Origin of the sequence: Streptomyces hygroscopicus subsp. hygroscopicus, from assembly GCF_030269125.1 — a bacterium.
Taxonomy (GTDB): domain Bacteria; phylum Actinomycetota; class Actinomycetes; order Streptomycetales; family Streptomycetaceae; genus Streptomyces; species Streptomyces hygroscopicus_C.
In genome coordinates this window covers 63618-80899 of record NZ_BSSM01000024.1, presented here as the reverse complement: position 1 = coordinate 80899, position 17282 = coordinate 63618, and the positions used below count along the sequence as shown (strand labels likewise).

The 17282-nt window shown below is 73.5% G+C and carries 17 protein-coding genes; 11 read left to right on the top strand and 6 right to left on the bottom strand.

Features of this window, described 5'->3' with window-relative positions:
- Positions 1-252: 252 nt before the first annotated feature.
- Both QSK45_RS35285 and QSK45_RS35280 read right to left on the bottom strand, forming a co-directional pair.
- Entirely contained in the window at positions 253-1395 is a 1143-nt protein-coding gene (locus QSK45_RS35285) for a DegT/DnrJ/EryC1/StrS family aminotransferase (RefSeq protein ID WP_285563014.1), read from the bottom strand.
- Positions 1392-2579 (bottom strand): DegT/DnrJ/EryC1/StrS family aminotransferase, encoded by a 1188-nt coding sequence (locus tag QSK45_RS35280; RefSeq protein ID WP_285563013.1) that lies wholly within the window; start codon positions 2577-2579, stop codon positions 1392-1394. Before QSK45_RS35280 ends, QSK45_RS35285 begins: the two co-directional genes overlap by 4 nt.
- 297 nt (positions 2580-2876) lie before the next feature.
- Between QSK45_RS35280 and QSK45_RS35275 the strand changes: the two genes are divergently transcribed.
- Genes QSK45_RS35275 through QSK45_RS35250 form a run of 6 tightly spaced genes read left to right on the top strand, consistent with a single transcriptional unit; the run spans position 2877 to position 8618 of the window.
- Positions 2877-3944, top strand: a complete 1068-nt coding sequence (locus QSK45_RS35275; RefSeq protein ID WP_285563012.1) for a Gfo/Idh/MocA family protein — start codon at positions 2877-2879, stop codon at positions 3942-3944.
- 1 nt (position 3945) lies between these two features.
- Entirely contained in the window at positions 3946-4824 is an 879-nt protein-coding gene (locus tag QSK45_RS35270) for a sugar phosphate isomerase/epimerase family protein (protein ID WP_285563011.1), read from the top strand.
- Positions 4821-6128: a M20/M25/M40 family metallo-hydrolase gene (locus QSK45_RS35265; protein ID WP_285563010.1), complete on the top strand. Its 1308-nt coding sequence runs from the start codon at positions 4821-4823 to the stop codon at positions 6126-6128. Before QSK45_RS35270 ends, QSK45_RS35265 begins: the two co-directional genes overlap by 4 nt.
- Positions 6125-7240 (top strand): Ldh family oxidoreductase, encoded by a 1116-nt coding sequence (locus QSK45_RS35260; RefSeq protein WP_285563009.1) that lies wholly within the window; start codon positions 6125-6127, stop codon positions 7238-7240. Before QSK45_RS35265 ends, QSK45_RS35260 begins: the two co-directional genes overlap by 4 nt.
- Positions 7241-7242: 2 nt before the next feature.
- Positions 7243-8178 carry a Gfo/Idh/MocA family protein gene (locus QSK45_RS35255; protein WP_285563008.1) on the top strand — a complete coding sequence of 312 codons (936 nt, stop codon included), beginning with the start codon at positions 7243-7245 and terminating at the stop codon, positions 8176-8178.
- Positions 8175-8618, top strand: a complete 444-nt coding sequence (locus QSK45_RS35250; RefSeq protein WP_285563007.1) for a DUF6917 domain-containing protein — start codon at positions 8175-8177, stop codon at positions 8616-8618. The genes QSK45_RS35255 and QSK45_RS35250 overlap by 4 nt, the downstream gene beginning before the upstream one ends.
- A gap of 204 nt (positions 8619-8822) precedes the next feature.
- Here QSK45_RS35250 and QSK45_RS35245 read toward each other — a convergent pair whose 3' ends face one another.
- From QSK45_RS35245 to QSK45_RS35235, 3 genes are all read right to left on the bottom strand, one after another.
- Entirely contained in the window at positions 8823-9356 is a 534-nt protein-coding gene (locus QSK45_RS35245) for an EF-hand domain-containing protein (RefSeq protein ID WP_285563006.1), read from the bottom strand.
- A gap of 155 nt (positions 9357-9511) precedes the next feature.
- Positions 9512-10771, bottom strand: coding sequence for a nucleotide sugar dehydrogenase (locus QSK45_RS35240; RefSeq protein WP_285563005.1), 1260 nt, complete (start codon positions 10769-10771; stop codon positions 9512-9514).
- Positions 10772-10828: 57 nt separating this feature from the next.
- The gene (locus QSK45_RS35235; RefSeq protein ID WP_285563004.1) at positions 10829-11137 is read right to left on the bottom strand and encodes a hypothetical protein; all 309 of its coding nucleotides are present in this window, start codon (positions 11135-11137) and stop codon (positions 10829-10831) included.
- A 293-nt stretch (positions 11138-11430) separates the two neighbouring features.
- Between QSK45_RS35235 and QSK45_RS35230 the strand changes: the two genes are divergently transcribed.
- Positions 11431-12003 carry a class I SAM-dependent methyltransferase gene (locus QSK45_RS35230; protein ID WP_285563003.1) on the top strand — a complete coding sequence of 191 codons (573 nt, stop codon included), beginning with the start codon at positions 11431-11433 and terminating at the stop codon, positions 12001-12003.
- An 87-nt stretch (positions 12004-12090) separates the two neighbouring features.
- Here QSK45_RS35230 and QSK45_RS35225 read toward each other — a convergent pair whose 3' ends face one another.
- Positions 12091-12690, bottom strand: coding sequence for a hypothetical protein (locus QSK45_RS35225; RefSeq protein ID WP_285563002.1), 600 nt, complete (start codon positions 12688-12690; stop codon positions 12091-12093).
- Positions 12691-12914: 224 nt separating this feature from the next.
- On the opposite strand from QSK45_RS35225, the gene QSK45_RS35220 reads away from it, so the two are divergent.
- The 4 genes from QSK45_RS35220 (at position 12915) to QSK45_RS35205 (ending at position 16754) form a co-directional block, all read left to right on the top strand.
- Positions 12915-13349: a VOC family protein gene (locus QSK45_RS35220; protein WP_285563001.1), complete on the top strand. Its 435-nt coding sequence runs from the start codon at positions 12915-12917 to the stop codon at positions 13347-13349.
- A gap of 91 nt (positions 13350-13440) precedes the next feature.
- A complete protein-coding gene (locus tag QSK45_RS35215; RefSeq protein ID WP_285563000.1) occupies positions 13441-14034 on the top strand; it encodes a DUF4291 domain-containing protein in 594 nt (197 codons plus the stop codon).
- A gap of 144 nt (positions 14035-14178) precedes the next feature.
- The gene (locus QSK45_RS35210; RefSeq protein WP_285562999.1) at positions 14179-15387 is read left to right on the top strand and encodes a LuxE/PaaK family acyltransferase; all 1209 of its coding nucleotides are present in this window, start codon (positions 14179-14181) and stop codon (positions 15385-15387) included.
- Positions 15384-16754 (top strand): acyl-CoA reductase, encoded by a 1371-nt coding sequence (locus tag QSK45_RS35205; RefSeq protein ID WP_285562998.1) that lies wholly within the window; start codon positions 15384-15386, stop codon positions 16752-16754. The genes QSK45_RS35210 and QSK45_RS35205 overlap by 4 nt, the downstream gene beginning before the upstream one ends.
- Positions 16755-17282: the final 528 nt, after the last annotated feature.

Below are 17282 nucleotides of genomic sequence, written 5' to 3'. Positions count from 1 at the left end.
CGGTGCGGGCACATCGTCCCAGGTGAGAACGGCCGGTTCACGCAGCCTCGGTAGCCCGTTCGTGGCCTGTTCCCGGGCGTCCGGGTCGAGTCGGCCGTCGGCGGTGACCACGACGGGCAGCGGATCGCCGTCCGCGGCGCCAGGACCACGCGTTCCAGGGCCCCGGGCAGCCGCTCCTCCGGGATGTCCTCGGTCCGCGGGCAGCTCAGCCCGGCCGGGCCGTCGACCTCGCGGTCCAGGACACCGACGCCCTCAGCCGTGCCCGGCGGCGAAGGCGCACACGAGGTCGGCGACCCGCTGGACCTGGGCGTCGGTCAGCAAGTGGTGGACCGGCAGCGCCAGATGGCGGCGGGCGGCTTCCTCCGCTCTCGGCCAGCGGGCACCGGGGGGCGCGTAGGGCGCGAAGGCACGGTGCGCGGGCAGGGGCCGCGGGTAGTAGACGTGGGCCGCCACCCCGTGCTCGGCCAGGTGCGCGGCGAGCGCCTCCCGGGCGTCGGCGAGGACGGTGTACACGTAGAAGCACCGGCCGTCCGGGTCGGGCGGCGGCGGGGTCACCCCGCGGTCGGCGAGCGGGGTGAAGCGCTCGGTGTAGTACGCGGCGATCTCGGCCCGCCGCGCGAGACGCGCGGGGAGACCGGCGTAGCGGTGCGTCTGGAAGGCGGCCTGGATCTCGTCGAAGCGGCTGTTGACGCCGACGGCGTGGTGGACGAACCGCCGCCCGGGGGGCTGGCCGTGGTTGCGCAGCATCCGCACCCGCTCCCCGAGCGCCGGGTCCCGGGTGATCACCACGCCGCCCTCGCCGGGCATGCCGCACGTCTTGACCTGGACGAAGGAGTAGACGCCCGCCTCGCCCCACAGCCCGGCCGGGACGCCGCGCAGCACGCCTCCCTGGGCGACCGCCGAGTCCTCCGGCAGGCGCAGGCCATGGCGGCGGGCCAGCTCGGCGAACCGGGGCATGTCGGCCATCACCGAGAACATGTGGGCGGGCATCACCGCCCGGGTCCGCTCGGTGACGAGCCGTTCGGCGTCGTCCGGGTCCATGGTCATGGTGTCCGGCCGGATGTCGGCGAAGACCGGGGTGGCCCCGACGGTGACGACCGAGGAGGCCAGGGGCGCGCAGCCGAAGGCCGGGACGATCACCTCGTCGCCGGGGCCGAGGTCCATGGCCCGCAGCACCAGCGAGAGCGCGGCGGTGCCGCTGGAGCAGGCGACGACGTCGGCGGCGCCGAGGTCCGCGCGCAGCAGTTCCTCGAAGGCGGCGGTGCGCGCGCCCAGGATGAAGCGTTGCTCCTGATCGAGGCCCACTTCGCGGACCAGGCCGATCAGTTCGGCGCGGTCGGCCTCGAAGAGGTCGGGTGGGAAGAAGGGGACGGCGGTGGCGGGCGTGGTGGTCATGCGGTGGTCCTCGTGGTGGCGAGGAAGGAGCCGAGGGTGTCGCAGACGCGGTCCAGGTCGCCGGGGCGGAGATCGGGGTGGAACGGCAGGGCGAGGGCGTGCCGTGCGGCCGCCTCGGCGTGCGGGAAGTCGCCGGGCCGGTGGCCCAGGTGGCCGAAGGCGGGCTGGTGGGGCAGCGGGAGCGGGTAGTAGACCTCGGTACCGATGCCCTGCCGGGCGAGGTGGGCGGCCAGGGCGTCCCGGTGCTCGGTCTCGATCAGGTAGACGTAGTGCACGTCGCGGTCGTCCGGTCGCTCGGCGGTGGTCCGCGGCAGGCGGAGGACGCCGGGAAGGTCCCGCAGCCGGGCGGTGTAGGCGGCGGCGAGTGCGGCGCGGCGGGCGATGTGCTCCTCAAGGAGGGGCAGTTTGGCGAGCAGGACGGCCGCCTGGATGTCGTCCATCTTGCTGTTCCCGCCCACCAGCGCGCTCTGGGTGGAGATGGCCGGGAAGTCGTTCAGTGTAGGGCCGCCCCTGCCGTGGTGGCGCAGGGCCGCTACGGTGTCGGCCACTTCCGGGTCGTCGGTGAGGACGGCCCCGGCGTCGCCGATCGCCCCGAGCGTCTTGGAGGGGAAGAAGGACAGGACGCCGCCGACGCCGTGCAGGCCCGCGTGGACCCCGTGCCTGCGCATGCCGATCGCCTCGGCGCTGTCCTCGACGACCGTCAGGCCGTGCCGCCGGGCGACCGCCTGGACGGCCTCGACGTCGGCCATGGTGTGGAACAGGTGCACCGGCATCACGAAGCGGCTGCGCGGTGTGACGGCGGCGTCGAGCGCCGTGGGGTCCATCGCGTACGTCTCGGGGTCGATGTCGACGAACTGCGGCCGTCCGCCGGCGAGTTCGACGGCCGAGGCGGTGGCGAAGAACGAGTACGCCGGCACCAGGACCCCGTCAGCGGGTCGCAGCCCGCAGGCCCGCAGCAGCAGTACGAGCGCGTCGGTACCGCTGTTCACACCGATCACATGACGGGCGCCGGTGTATTCCGCGAGTGCCGTCTCGAGTTCTCCGACCTGTTTTCCGTGACTGAACTTTCCACTGTCGAAGACGTCTTCCAACGCCTTTTCGACAGCAGGCCACAACCGTTCGAAAGTCGCGGCCTGGGAGAAGAAGGGAATCGGTTCGCCCGCATCCGGGGCGGTCGGCGACACGCCCCCGGTCGGCGCCCGAAGCTGTCCGCTGGAAGGCAATCTCTCACCCGTCCCGTTCGTTCCTGTGGAACGGCAACGCTAGTCGGGTCTTCCCGCGGGCGGAGAAAGGAAAGGATCATCTTCACACTTTGTGGGTAACGGCGTTCCGGATCACTTGACCCTTTCCTTTTCGGGCCGCAATAGTCGTGCGGCGCACCGCGGTTGTGCGCGACGTGACGCGGAAGCCGTGGGCGGCATGACGCGAACGGCGCGTCCCACGCCCGGTGTCCACTCTCCCCCTTTCCCCCAGGAGGCCCCGTGCTGCAGCCCCTCGTGGTCGGGCTCGGCCGCTCCGGGTCCGGACTGCATCTGCGGACCCTCGCCCGGCTGGCCCGGCGCACCGCGGCCACGGGCGATCCGCTCGTCGCCCTGCCCGCCGTCGGCTGCGACCCGCGCGCCGGCGCACCGGGCACCGTGGGCGCCCCCGACGAGGTCACGGCCGTCAGCACGCTGGAGCAGGCCCTGGCCCGGGTGGACCCCGGCACGGCGGTGGCCCATGTGTGCACACCGCCCCGGCTGCGGTACGACGTGATCGCGCAACTGGCCGGGCACGGCGTCCGCAGGCTGATCGTGGAGAAGCCCCTCGCCTCCTCCGCGGCGGAACTCGACGCCCTGGTACGGCTCCGCGAGCGGGCGGACCTCGACATGGTGGTCGTGTCGCACTGGACCAGCTCCCGGCTCGCCGGCCGGCTGCGCCGGCTGGTCCGCGAGGAGACACTCGGCCCCCTCCGCCGTATCACCGTCGACCAGCACAAACCCCGCTTCCTGCGGTCGCTGGCCGCCGACGGGCATCCGACGGCCCTGGACGTCGAGATCCCCCACTCCCTGGCACTCGCCCTGGACCTGGCCGGGCCGGCCGAACTCCGCGTGGCGCGCTGCTGGGACCTGCGCTGCGAGGACCGCGCGCTGCCCCGCCTCGGCGGTGCGGAGGTCGAGCTGGAGCACCCGTCGGGAGTGCTGACGCACCTGCGCTCCGACCTCGGCGCGCCCGTCCGGCAGCGCAGCGTGGTCTGCGCGTTCGAGGGCGGAACGGCGACAGCGCACTTCCCGCTGAGCGAGGACGACGACCACGCCCAGCTCATCGTGCACGGTGGGGCCGCCGAGTCCGAGGCCGCGCACCAGGTGTTCCGCGACGACGCGCTGACCGACTTCCTGGCGGGCGCCTACCGCGGCTTCGCCTCGGGCACGGCCGGTGCCGTGAACTTCCCGCTCGCCTGCGCGACCACCCGTCTGCTGTGCGCGGCCCGCGCGCACTGCGCCGTCGTACCGCACACGACCGCCGTACCGCACACCGTCGTGCCCCACGCCCGTGCCGGGAGCCGCTGACATGCCCGCGCGACAGCGTCCCGCCGTCCACCGCTTCGGACCGCTGACCGGCATCGGCGACGAGGCCGCGCCCGGCACGGACGGCCAGCTGACCGCCCTGCGCCGCCTGGGCTGGACCACCGTCGAACTGCGCGACGTCGACGGCACCGCGCTCGCCGACCTCTCCCCCGCCGCCTTCGGGGCGCTCGCCCGGCGGCTGTCGGACGACGGCGTCACCGTGGCCGCCGTGGCCTCCCGGATCGGTAACTGGTCGCGGCCCGTCACCGGCGACCTCGGGCGGGACCTCGCCGAACTCGACGTGCTGGCCGAGCGGTGCGCCGTCCTCGGCTGCCGGCTGGTGCGGATCATGTCGTATCCGAACGACGGCCTGCCGGAGCGGGAATGGGCCGACCGCGTGCTGGCCCGCACCGCCGTCCTCGCGGACCGCGCCGAGCGCGCGGGCCTGCTGCTGGCGCACGAGAACTGCGCGGGCTGGGCCGGGGACCGGGCCGACCGCGCGCTGCGGCTCCTGCGCGCCGTCGACAGCCCCGCCCTGCGGCTGCTGTTCGACACCGGCAACGGCGTCCCCTACGGCTACGACGCCCCGGCCATGCTCCGCGGCCTCGCGCCGTACGTCGCGCACGTCCACGTCAAGGACGCCGTCCGCCTGCCGGACGGCTCCACCGCCTACACGCTGCCCGGCGAGGGAGATGCCGGGGTGGCCGAGTGCCTGCGCATCCTGGCCGCCCACGGCTACACCGGGGCCCTCTCCCTCGAACCGCATCTCGCCGTACGGCCCCACGAGGGGCTGACCCGGGCCGGTGAGGACGCGGTCGATCTCTTCGTACGGGCCGGACACGCGCTCGCCGCGCTGCTGGGCCCCGGGCGGGCCCTGGCGTGAGCGCTCTGTTCACCGGGCGGTACCGCGACCTGCTCCTGGACCTGCTGCGCCTGCCGAGCGTCAACCCGCTGGAGGCCGGCCCGCAGGACCCGCCGTCCCTGCTGCCCCGGCTCCTGGAGCGCTACGCGGCGGCCGCCGCCGAGACCGGGTTCCGCACGGTACGACTCGCCGCGCCGGCCGCCGACTGCCTGGAGCGCCCCGGCGTACCGGCCACGGTGACCGCCGCCGCCCGCGATCCGCGCTTCCTCGCCGGTCAGCCCAGTCTGCTGCTGCGGCTGGGACCCGAGCGGCCGCGCGCGGACACCGTGATGTTCAACGTGCACCTGGACACCGTCGCCGGACACACCGCGCCGGTCTTCGACGGCGCGCGGTTCACCGGCCGGGGCGCGGTCGACGCCAAGGGGCCCGCGGTCGCGCTGCTCGCCGGGCTGGCGGCAGCCGCGTCGCACCCCGCCGTGGGGCGGGACGTCACGGTCCTCGTGGCGGCGGTCGCCGGGGAGGAGGGCGGTGCCCTCGGCACCTACGGCACCCGTCCGCTGCTGGAGGCGGGGTACCACGGCCGGCTCAACGTGTTCTGCGAGCCGACCGGGCTGCGCGCGCTGCCCCGGGCCACCGCCGCGATGACCGCGCGGATCACCGTGGCGGGCGAGGACGCGGTGGACGACCACCCGGACGCGGGGCACAACGCCACCGTGCTGCTCGGCTTCCTCGCCCAGCACCTCGCCGCCCGCCTGGACGGGGCCGTGCCCGGCGCCCGGGTGTGCGTCGCCGGACTGCACACCGGCCGCACCCACAACCGCGTCCACGGCACCGGGACGCTGCTGCTGAACCTCTCGTACCGCACCAGCGCCGACGGCGGCAGCCTGAAGAGCGCGGTGACCCGGCACCTCGCCGACGGCCTCGCCCGCTTCGCCGAACTCTTCGGCGAACGCCGCGAGTTCGCCCGCACCGCGCGGGACGCGGCGCGGATCACCGGGCTCGCCTGGGACAAGCAGGGGCTGCCCGCCCTGGACAACCGCGACCCCTGGGCCGAGGCCCTGCTGAGCCGGGCGGGAGCGCGGCCGGCGGCCGACGACCCCGGCTTCACCTGCGACGCCATCTGGGCCGCGGGACTGGACGACGCCTTCACGGCCGTGCTGGGTCCCGGCTCCCTCGCCGCCAACCGCGCCCACGCGCCCGGCGAGTTCGTGGACCTCGCCGACCTGGAGGACTTCGCCCGAGTGATCCACCGGCTCGTCACGTCCTTCGCCGAAGAGAACCGATCCGACGAGAACCCGACCCCCCTCCGTAAGGAATCCGGATGACGGCACCCCCCGCCCGTCGAGCGGCCGAGCACACCCCTGTCCTGGTCGGCCACGCGGAGCTGCGCACCGCGCTCACCGCCCTGTTCGCCGGGCACGGCATCCCTGCCGCGCGGGCCCGGCTCGCCGCGGACGCGCTGTGCCACGGCGACCTGACCGGGCTGGACTCCCACGGCGTGTTCAACCTCGGCCGCCTGTACCTGCCGCTGCTCGCCTCGGGCCGCTGCGACCCCCGCGCCGAACCGCGGACCCTCACCGACCTGGGCGCGTGCGCGGTCGTGGACGCCCGCCGCGCGCTCGGCCTGTGGGCCGCGGCCGAGGCCATGGACGACGCCGTGGCACGCGCCGCCCGGCACGGGATCGGCCTGGTGTCGGTGCGCGGGGCGACCCACTTCGGGTGCGCCGGGTTCCACGCCGGCCGGGCCGCGGCGGCGGGGATGATCGGCGTGGTCGCGAGCAACTGCGGCGGCCAGCGCATCGCACGCCCCCCGGGCGGCGCGGTCGCGATGCTCGGCACCAACCCGCTCAGCGTCGCGGCGCCCGCGCTCGACGGACACCCGTTCCTGCTGGACATGAGCACCACCGTCGCGCCCACCGGCAAGGTCCGCGTCGCCGCCCGGCGCGGGGAACCGGTGCCCGCGGGGTGGCTGGAGGACGCGGCGGGCGATCCGGTGACCGACCCGGCGGCCTTCGACCGCGGCGAGGCCTTCCTGCGCTGGCTCGGCGGCAGCGCGGAGACCGGCGTCCACAAGGGCTTCGGGCTCGGCATCGCCGTGGAGCTGCTGGCCGCCGTGGTCTCCGGCGCGGCGCTGGGCCCGGCGCCCGCGGCCCTGGAGGGGGACGGACGGCCGCACGGCAGCGACGACGACATCGGCTTCTTCCTGCTCGCCATCGCCCCGCGGGTGCTGCGCCCCGACGCGGACGTGGCGGGCGCGACCCGCTCCCTGTTCGGCGCGCTCACCGGCTGCCCGCCCGTGCGCGAGGGCGAACCGGTGCGTTACCCGGGCTGGTGGGAGGCTGAACTCGCGGCCGAGCGCCGCCGTGACGGCATCCCGCTGCCGCCGCACCTGTACGACGAACTGACCGCCCTCGGTCTGCTCGGGGGACGCTCGTGAACGTGCCCCTGCGCCTCGGGATCGTCGGCCTCGGCGCCATCTCGCCCTACTACCTGGCCGCCGCCGAACGGCTGCCCGCGTGGGAACCGACCGCCGTGTGCGACGCCCGCGCCCAGGCCCTGGAAGGGTTCACCGGGTCGGCGGCACGCTTTCGCGACCACCGGACGCTGCTGGCCGAGGCCCGGCCCGACGCCCTTATCGTGGCCGTCCCCAACGACGTCCATCTGCCCGTGTGCCGGGACGCGTTGGACGCCGGCGTCCCGGTGTGCGTGGAGAAGCCGCTCGCCCTGACCGCGGCCGAGGGAGGCGTGCTGGTGGATCTGGCGCGCCGCCGCGGGGTCCCGCTGGTGACGGCGTTCCACCGCCGCTACAACACCGCCGTCCGCGATCTGGCACGCCGGGTGGCGGGCCGGGAGATCCGTGCGGTCCGGGTGCGGTACCTGGAGCGCATCGAGGACCACCTCGGCGGCGAGGACTGGTACCTGGACCCGGGCCGCTGCGGCGGGGGCTGTCTGGCCGACAACGGCCCCAACGCCCTCGACGTGGTACGGCTGTTGCTCGGGGACCTCACGGTCACCGGTTGCGCGATCGAGCGCGACGCGTCCGGCGTGGACCGGCGGGCGGGGATCCGGCTGCGCGGCCGTACCGGGGCGACGGCGAAGGTCGAGCTGGACTGGTCGTACCCGGGGGAACTCAAGGACGTCTCGGTGGTCTTGGCGGACGGGGAGCTGCTGGACGCCGACATGCTGGCCGGGCACGCCGCGTTCAAGGGGTCGCTGTGGCATGAGTACGAGGGGATTCTCGGGGAGTTCGCGGGGATCGTGAGCACGACGGGCGGCCCGGCCGGACCGGGGGCGCACGGGGGCTTGCAGGCACTGGAGCTGGTGGAGGCGGCCTATGGGTGCGCCCGGCCGGCGGCGGAGGGGGCGGGCCGGTGAACCCCGCGGAGGACGGCCCGAAGCGCGTGGTGCGCGGCGCCCTGGTCAAAGTGCTGGTGCACCGGCGCACGGACCGCGGTATGCGGGTGGCGGAACATGCCGCGCGCTGTGTACGGCGAGGTGAGGTGCACGAGTTGGTGACGACCGACCAGTGGGAGCCCCGACCGGGCGCCCGGATCGACCGGGTGGGCTTCCTGGGCTTCGTCGAGCTGGGATGCGGCGGGGTGATCGACCGGGGTGACCTGGTGCGGGTCGGGGACACGGCGGTCGGCAGGGTGCTCGGCTTCGACGCCTGCCATCTGCCGAACCACTACAACATCCTGATCCATGCCGAGCGTTCGGTCAGCGGCCGGGACCTGGGGCTGCGGCCGGAGGTGGCCGTCACCTTCACGCAGGGTGGGCCCGTCCTGCCCGGCGCGGACCCGGGGAAGACGTCGTGACCCCCGTACCCACCGCTCCTGACGGCACCGAGCCTGAGCGCGAGGCGGGCCCCTGCGTCCGGCATCGGGTGCAGGGGCCCTCGTGTGACCGGACCGGCGGGGGCCCGGCCTCGGTGTGGTGGTGCCCCGGTGAGGCCGTACCGGGTGGCGCCGACCGCTGAGCCCGGCGGCGCCATCCGGTGCCACCGGAGGCGGTCCGGCAGGTCAGCCGAGCAGCTCGACCTCGAGTCGGCCGAAGTGGAAGTCCCTTACGACTTCGAGGAGTTCGTCCTCGGACAGCCGCCCGTCGCCGTCCTTGTCGACCTTCTGGAACGACAGACCGGCCTCGGAGACCGGGACGCCGACGCCGGCCAGCCAGGACTGGAACTCACGGGCGTCGATGTGGCCGTCGTGGTCGTCGTCGCACAGGCGGACGAGCGCCTTGACGATGGGCGACAGGGCACGGTTGAAGCTGGCCTCGCCCTCCTTGAACAGGATGTCCCCGGTGGCGTCGAGGAACTGCTGGCGGTTGATGGCGTCGCCGGCCTCGACACCGGCCTTGTCGGCCAGGTACTCGTAGAGCCCCTTGAAGGCGTTCTGGAGATCCTGGACCTCCGGCGAGCCGGCGTCCTTGCCGAGGTTCTGGGCGATGCGCCCGGCCTCGCTCTGGAAGTCGGCGGCGTCGAGGACTCCGTTGCCGTCGGTGTCCCACTTGTCGAAACGCTTCACCAGACGCTCGCTTGCGGCAGCGGTGCTCATGTGTCTCTCCTTGGCTTGGCTGGTGGTGCGGCGATACGGACTGCGGCGCCCGGTCAGGGCCGCATCCACGCACGGCGGTGCCGGTGCGCGGGCTCTGGGGGTCGGTTTCGGGCCGGCCGGAGGGCGCGCCGGACGTGGCCGGCGGAAGGGAACGATCAGAGAAGGGTGACTCTGCTGCCCACGGCCCTGCCGCGGGTGTCCAGGAGGGCGCAGCGGGCCTGGCCCAGCCTTTCCCCCGCGTAACAGGCGTGGTCCTGAAGCAGGATGGCCACGTCGGCGCGGGCCAGGGCGTCCTGGAGGTTCTCGGTGCGGGGCAGCGGGCGGCCGTCGACGGTGAACTCGGGCACGTAGGGGTCGTGGTACACGACCTCGACGCCGGCGGCGAGCAGTCCCGCGGCCACCTGACGTGCCGGGGTCTCGCGGATGTCGGCCACGTCGGGCTTGTAGGTGACACCGAGCAGCAGGGCCCGTGCGCCCTCGGGGCGGCCGGTGGCCTCGGCCAGGAGGGTCAGCGCGCGGTCCACCACGTGGTCCGGCATGCGGCTCAGTACGTCCTGGGCGGCTGCCAGGGTGCGGAACGCGAACCCCTGTGACTCCGCGCGGGCGGCCAGATAGCGGGGGTCGACGGGGATGCAGTGCCCGCCGACGCCGGGTCCGGGGCTGAACGACGCGAAGCCGAACGGTTTCGACGCGGCGCAGTGCAGCACGTCCCAGATGTCGATGCCGGTCTCGTGGCAGAACAGGGCCACCTCGTCGACCAGGGCGATGTTGACGTAGCGGTAGGTGTTCTCCAGGAGCTTGGCCATCTCCGCCTCCCGGGTGCCGCGGGCGACCACGAGCTGGTCCACGAACCGGGAGTAGAAGGCCACGGCGTGTTTGGCGCACAGCGCCGTGCGGCCGCTCACGATCTTGGGGGTGTTGCGGACGTCCCAGGTCGGGTTGCCGGGATCGATGCGCTGCGGCGAGTACGCGAGGTGGAAGTCCTCACCGGCCAGCAGACCGCTGCCGCGCTCCAGCAGGGGGCGTACGACGTCCTCGGTGGTGCCCGGGTAGCTGGTGGACTCCAGGACGACGAGCGTGCCGGGGCGCAGCCGGGCGGCGACGGCCCCGGCCGCGTCCTCGACCGCGGACAGGTCGGGCAGGCCCTGCTCCGTGAGTCCGGTGGGTACGCAGATCACCACGGTCTGCGCGCCCTCCAGGACCCCGGGGTCGTCCGTGGCGTGGAAGCCGGCGCGGAGCATGGCCGCGACGTCGGCGTCGCCGACCCCGCCGACGTGTGAGCGGCCGTCGGCCAGGCCGTCCACCACCGTGCGGGACACGTCGTATCCCGCGGTCGCCAGGCCGGCCGAGACCGCGGCTCGGGAGAGCGGCAGCCCGACGTGCCCCAGCCCCATGACGACGAGTTCGGCGGCCATCTGCGCGGGTTCTCCAAGGTGCGGAAGGATGTGCGGGCGGGACGGGAAGGCCGTGGCTCAGGCGGAGAAGCTGCCGCTTGCGGGGGCCACGTGCGAGCCGTACCCGGGCCTCACGATCAGGCCGGGCGTCAGGCAGAAGGGGTCCGCGTACACCGTGACCGGCCGGTCCGTGCGGTTCGTCAGCACATGTGCGTCCGGGGGGAGCTTCTGGCATCCGTGCGGGTCGTGATAGACGGTCAACGGCGACAGTTCCGTCCTGAACACCACGACGTCGCCCTCCTCCGCCGCGAAGGCGGTGCCGGCGGTGGCGCTTGCCGCGAGCAGCGCACTGGCCGCGACGAGCAGGGCGATCCGGCTACGGCGCATGTATGACTCCCCTTCGGTGGCTTCGTTGAGTCGATTATTTTCTGGAAGAACACCGGATAAGCGCAGCGTCTCGCGCAAGCACCTGAACCGGCGACGCGGTCAAGGGACGTTGACGCCGGGGTCCGCCCCGCACCCCTTGGCGTGCGCGAACTCCCCCGCTCTTGGTGAGCCTTTGGCTCCGGATTCCGTGATGCGGAGGGCGCGGAGCGCGGTCGCGGTCGATCTGGCAGTCTGATGTCGGACATACGTCCGGCCGGCGGTGACCGCGCGGCCGCCGCCCACGAGGGAGCCTGATGACGAGGGGCACGGCCACCGCCGATCACTGGGAACCGCTGTGGGCGTCCGGACGCCGGTACCGGGCGATCGACGATGCCGAGGCCGCGCTCCTGGCGGATCATGTCGGCCCCGGACGCGGCCGCCCGGCCCTCGACGTCGGCACCGGTGACGGGGGGCTCGCCCGCCGCCTCCACCGGCTCGGCTACCGCACCACCGGCGTCGACTGCGCTCCCAGCGCCCTGGCCGAGGCCGCCCGGCAGGGGGGCGGCCCCGCCTGGCGGCTCATGGACTTCGCCGCCGACGACCTCGGCACGCCGCCGTTCCGCGCGGGGACGTACGCGCTCGTCACCTGCCGCCTGGTCTACCGGTGGATGGAAGACAAGGCGGCCTTCCTGGAGCGCGTCCGGCTGCTCCTCGCACCCGGCGGAACCTTCTGGGTGGTCACCGAACTCGCGGGCCGCCGCCCGGACGACGACCCGCTCCACCACCTGGGGATCACCCCGGCCGAGGCCCGGACCCTGACCACCGGCTGGTCCAGGGTCCGCACCGCCGACCTCGACGTGCTGCGGTGCTACGCCCTCCGCCGCTGAATCCCCGGGTCCCGGGAACGAGAAGACCGCCGCCCCCGTCGGGCAGCGGTCGTGCTCGTGGTCCCGCCTCCGGAGCGGACGGTGAGGTCAGTGCTGGACCGGCGGGCAGTAGCCGGTCTGCTCGCCGATGGAGTTGATCTCCGCGTTGGACCGCGGGTCACCCGCGTAGTCGATCTGGTTGGTGCAGCTCACGCCGGGCTTCTTCGGGGTGCCCGCCGGCTTGGTGCCCTTCTCCGGCACGGGACAGTAACCGGTCCGCTCCCCGATGGAGTTGATCTCCGCGTTCGACCGCGGGTCACCCGCGTAGTCGATCTGGTTGGTGCAGCTCACGCCGGGCTTCTTCGGGGTGCCCGCCGGCTTGGTGCCCTTCTCCGGCACGGGACAGTGCCCCGTCCGCTCCCCGATGGAGTTGATCTCCGCGTTCGACCGCGGGTCACCCGCGTAGTCGATCTGGTTGGTGCAGCTGACACCGGACTTCTTCGCGGTGCCCGCCGGCTCGGTGCGGGTCGAGCCCTGGGCGGACCTGGAGGCGGAGGGCGCGGGCTGCGCCGTGCTCGTGGCCGTGGCCGTGGACGAAGCGGTCGGGGAGGACGAGGCGCTGTCGGAGCCGCCGCCACCACAGGCCGTGAGCGAGAGGCCGAGAGCCACACCCGCGACAGCGAGCACCGAGATCTTCTGGACGCGCATCAATTCCCCCTGAGGTCGGGCCCCGCTCCTGGCGAGCGGGCCTTGCGACTATCCAGACAGAACCTCCTTCACCCCGGTTGCCCGGCACCCGCCCCTGAGACATTCCTGTGACACGAATGGCCAATACACATATCAACTGGCCGGAAGCGAGAGGAGGTTGCCATGCCGTCAGGGGCCGTCGGCAACCCACAGCAGCGGGTCTCCCGTCCTGCTATGGTGCGCCGATGTCATCGATCAGGCAGTTCCAGGTCACCTTCGACTGCGCGATACCCGAGCGCGTCGCCCGTTTCTGGTGTGAGGTGCTGGGGTACGTCGTACCGCCGCCGCCGAAGGGGTTCGCCACGTGGGACGATTTCGATCGCTCGCTGCCGCCCGAGCGGCAGGGTTCGGCGTTCGCCTGCGTCGATCCCTCGGGCGTGGGCCCGCGGCTGTACTTCCAGCGCGTTCCCGAGGGCAAGGTCGTCAAGAACCGGGTGCATCTCGACGTGCGGGTCGGCACCGGGCTCGTAGGCCGAGAACGCCTCGCCGCACTCGAAGCGGAGTGCGCGCGACTGGTCGCGCTCGGAGCGACGCACGTGAACACGCTGTTCGCCGACGAGCACAACGAGTCGTGCATCGTGATGCAGGACGTCGAGGGCAACGAGTTCTGTCTCGACTGAGCGTCCTTTGGGCGGATGCGGAGCACCACGGCGGCTCCGCACCGCCGAAATTCGATGGCGTGCGCGAAACGGTGTGACCACCCTGGTCCCCGTGACAGAACCCGAATACCGCGTCCGTGCCGTGTACACGGACTCCACAGTGACCGTCTACCAGGCGTACACCCCGGAGATCGGCCTGCCGGCGGCCCGGGACGGCCGTTTTCCGGGGGTGTGGAAACGGGACCGGATGACGTGGGTCAAGCCCTCGTTCCTGTGGATGATGTACCGCTGCGGGTGGGGCACCAAGGAAGGGCAGGAGACGGTCCTCGCCATCGAGATGTCCCGCGCGGGCTTCGAGTGGGCACTGGAACACGCCTGCCTGTCCCACTACGAGCGGGGGCTGCACGCCGACCGCGCCGCGTGGAAGCGCCGGTTGGAGCGGGCTCCGGCCCGTGTCCAATGGGACCCGGAACGCGACCTGCGCCTGCGGCCGCTCGCCCACCGCTCGCTCCAGCTCGGCCTCGCCGGTGAAGCCGCACGTCGCTACGCCGACGAGTGGACCGTCTCCATCACCGACGTCACCTCCCTCGCCCACACCGTCCACGCACGGGTACGAGACGGAGACCTGGAGGCCGCGCGGCAACTCCTGCCCCTTGAACGCCCCTACCCCGTGCGGGAAGGGCTCCTGGCTCATCTCCACCGGTGAGTCCCGGCCTCGAAGAACGCTCCCCCGCGGGACCTGTGCGGCGTCCGAACGGCCGTTGTGGCTCGAATCCTTCGTACGCGTCGGCGATTTCCGGCTCGGCGGGTTCAAATTGGTCCGCATACGTCGTGATCAAGAAGGAGTGCCATGACCACCGCGTCGACCCCTGATGTCGACCTCGTACGCCGACTCGACTCCCTCGGGAAGTACTTCCGGCCCCTGGAGGTGCCGGACCCGGAAGAGCTTCCGAACGTACGGGAGTTGTGCGGCGTCTCCGACCCGTTTCGCACCGATGAGGACGCCGACGAGCTGTTCGTCGCGGCCATGCGGGAGATCAATGCCTGGCATGCCCTGCGCAATCGGCTGTTCGGGTCCGTGTGGAAGGAGGCGGGGGCACCGGATATGGACAGGATCGAGCGGATCACCGACCTTCCTTATATACATGTGAACCTGTTCAAGCGGCACGCGCTGAGTTCGATCGCGGATGATGCCGTGGCCCTGCGGCTGACGTCGTCGGGGACGGGTGGCGAGAAGACGGAGATCGGTTTCGACGCCTGGTCGATCGGGGCGGCGCAGCGGATGGACGCCTGGACGATGAAGGCGCTGGGGCTGATCGACGTGGAACGTCCCGCCAACTACCTCGTCCTCGGCTACGAGCCGGACCCGCGGCTCACCGTCGGTGCCGCGCACGGACTCAGCGAGCTGTGCGACTTCGCGCCCGTGGCCTCCGCGGCGCACGCGCTGCGGAACACCGGCGACGGGCACGAGTTCGATCCCATGGGCTGCGTCGACGCCCTGGTCGAGTTCGCGGCGCGCGCGGAGCCGGTGCGGATCGTCGGCTTCCCCGCCCTGTTGCACGCCGTGCTCGAACGGATGGGGACGATGGGGGTGCCGCCGCTGCAACTGCCTGCGGGTTCGCTCGTGTTGACCGGCGGCGGGTGGAAGAGCCATGCCGATCGGGCCATCGGACGCGGGGAGTTCCGGGAGGCGATCGAGCGGCGGCTCGGCATCGCGGGCGAGCGGGTCCGGGACTGTTACGGCTCCGTCGAGCACTGTCTGCCGTACATCGAGTGCGCGGAGCACCACTTCCATGTGCCGGTGTGGGCGCGCTGCGTGGTGCGGGACGTGCGCACCCTGGAGCCGGTGGGGTACGGCGCCCGCGGCTATCTGCAGTTCGTGTCGCCGTTCATCACGGCGCTGCCCGCCCACAGCATCCTGATGGCCGACCTGGGCACCCTGCGTCCCCCCGGCGACTGCGGGATCGCCACGCCGTGGTTCGAGGTCCACGGGCGGGCCGGAGTCCGCCGCAACCGTACCTGCGCCGTCGCCGCGGCGGAACTCCTGGAGGTCCGATGAAGACCGTCGCGCAGACCACGCCCTACTACTGGCAGGGCGAATGGGTCGACGAAGAGGAGGCCGGACGCCGGCTCGACGGGCTCGGCGGCGTGCTTCCCGCCCTGTCCGGGCCGCTGGACACCGAGCATGTCCTCGCCGCGTGCGGGAGGCTGGCCGCGGTCCTCGGCGATCCGGACGGTGCCGGATACCGCCGGCTGTTCGCCGACCTGACCGACCCCGCCACGACGGCGCTCCCCGCCGAGGACGCGGAAGCCGCCCTCGCGGGTCTGGCCGCCGCTCTCGATCCCGAGCAGCTGTCCGCCCAACTGACCGCCGAACTCGGTGGTACCGCGCCGCACCGGCCCGTCCCCTCTGCCTTCGGCCAGGGCGCGACCGAACTGTGGCAGCCGATCGGGACGCTGGTCCACATCGCCCCGCGGAACGTGGCCGTCGCCGGGGTGCTCAGCGTCGTCGAGGGGCTGCTCGCCGGGAACGTCAACGTTGTCAAGACCAGTGGCGCCGAGGGCATGTTCACCCAGCACGCGCTGGCGGCGCTGGCCGATGCCGATCCCTCGGGGCAGGTGCGCGAGCGGCTGGTGGTGCTGCGGTTCTCCTCCCGGAACACCGAGTGGCTGCGCCGGCTGTGCCGCCCGGCCGACGCGGTGGCGGTCTGGGGCACCGAGGAGGCGGTCGAGGGGGTCGCGCGGTTCCTGCCGTCCGGGTGCCGGCTGGTCGAGTGGGGGCCCAAGATCTCCCTCGCCTATCTCGACCGCACGGGGGACCGGCGGGACGGGCGGGCGCTGCGGGCGCTGGCGCGGGACATCCTGCGCAACGGCCAGCGCACGTGCACCAGCCCGCAGGTCGTCTACGTCGACACGGACGACACGCAGGCGCTGTTCACCGAGGCCCGCGCCCTCGCCGACGCGTTGGCGGCCGAGGCGGACGGCTTTCCCGAGTTCCCGAGGGAGCCGGCCGAACAGGCGGAGGTCACGAACGTCGTCACGGTCGCGCGGCTCGAGGAGCACCTGGGCCTCACCCGGACCTTCAGCGGGCCCGGAGGCCGCTGGCACGTCCTCGCGGACAAGCGTGCCGGGCTCACCGCCTCTCCCCTGTTCGGTACCGTCTGGGTCAAGCCGCTGCCGCGCGAGGAGATCGTGCGGGTCCTCCACCCGATGCGGCGCTATCTGCAGACCGTGGGCCTGCACGCCGCCGACGACCGCGTGATGCCGCTCGCCACCGAGTTCTTCCGGGCGGGCGCGCTGCGGGTCACACGGCTGGGTTCGATGCTGGAAAGCTACCCGGGCGAGCCGCACGACGGGCAGTTGGCGCTGCAGCGGTACAGCCGCAGGGTCAGCATCGCCGCGGCGGGGGCCGGCGCGGGAGCGTGACGGCCGTGGGCGTCCGAACGCCGTATGCCGCGCCGCCCACGGGCGAGGTGCTCGGCGTGGCCGGCGGCCCTCCGCGCGTGCCGCTTCGTCGCCCGGTCCCTGTCGGACGCGATCGGCGCGGCGCCCGGGGGCGGCCGACAGCGGGCAGGGCGGGCGGAGTTCGGCGCGGACGGGTGGCCGTCGGCGCCGGGACCGGTGTGGCGCCGGCGCCCACCCGCGCCGCACCGGCCCGGCCAGGAGCCCTCACGCCCGCCACAGCGCGGCGCGCGCACAGCCGTGGTCGCGCAGCAGCGCACACGCGACCACCGAGCCCGCGGCGAAGGCCGGACCGGCGCGACCGACGCCACAGGGGCGCGCCGGGGCGGGGTGGGCCCACCTCGCCGGCGGCGAGACCGACACCGCGGCGGGCCGGGCGATCTGTCCCGGCTGCGGGTCGGGCCGCCGGTCGCCCGTGGTCGTCGGGAGCGGGCGATCGAGGAGACTCGGCACGTGTTGAACCGGAGGACCGGCACCAGGCGCAGGACCTCG

Bases quoted from the DNA above. Each gene is read 5' to 3' on its own strand.
- QSK45_RS35270 (WP_285563011.1), top strand. From the start codon at position 3,946: ATGCCCGCGCGACAGCGTCCCGCCGTCCACCGCTTCGGACCGCTGACC.
- QSK45_RS35235 (WP_285563004.1), bottom strand. From the start codon at position 11,137: ATGCGCCGTAGCCGGATCGCCCTGCTCGTCGCGGCCAGTGCGCTGCTC.
- QSK45_RS35285 (WP_285563014.1), bottom strand. From the start codon at position 1,395: ATGACCACCACGCCCGCCACCGCCGTCCCCTTCTTCCCACCCGACCTC.
- QSK45_RS35240 (WP_285563005.1), bottom strand. From the start codon at position 10,771: ATGGCCGCCGAACTCGTCGTCATGGGGCTGGGGCACGTCGGGCTGCCG.
- QSK45_RS35205 (WP_285562998.1), top strand. From the start codon at position 15,384: ATGAAGACCGTCGCGCAGACCACGCCCTACTACTGGCAGGGCGAATGG.
- QSK45_RS35210 (WP_285562999.1), top strand. From the start codon at position 14,179: ATGACCACCGCGTCGACCCCTGATGTCGACCTCGTACGCCGACTCGAC.
- QSK45_RS35245 (WP_285563006.1), bottom strand. From the start codon at position 9,356: ATGAGCACCGCTGCCGCAAGCGAGCGTCTGGTGAAGCGTTTCGACAAG.
- QSK45_RS35225 (WP_285563002.1), bottom strand. From the start codon at position 12,690: ATGCGCGTCCAGAAGATCTCGGTGCTCGCTGTCGCGGGTGTGGCTCTC.
- QSK45_RS35260 (WP_285563009.1), top strand. From the start codon at position 6,125: ATGACGGCACCCCCCGCCCGTCGAGCGGCCGAGCACACCCCTGTCCTG.
- QSK45_RS35220 (WP_285563001.1), top strand. From the start codon at position 12,915: ATGTCATCGATCAGGCAGTTCCAGGTCACCTTCGACTGCGCGATACCC.
- QSK45_RS35230 (WP_285563003.1), top strand. From the start codon at position 11,431: ATGACGAGGGGCACGGCCACCGCCGATCACTGGGAACCGCTGTGGGCG.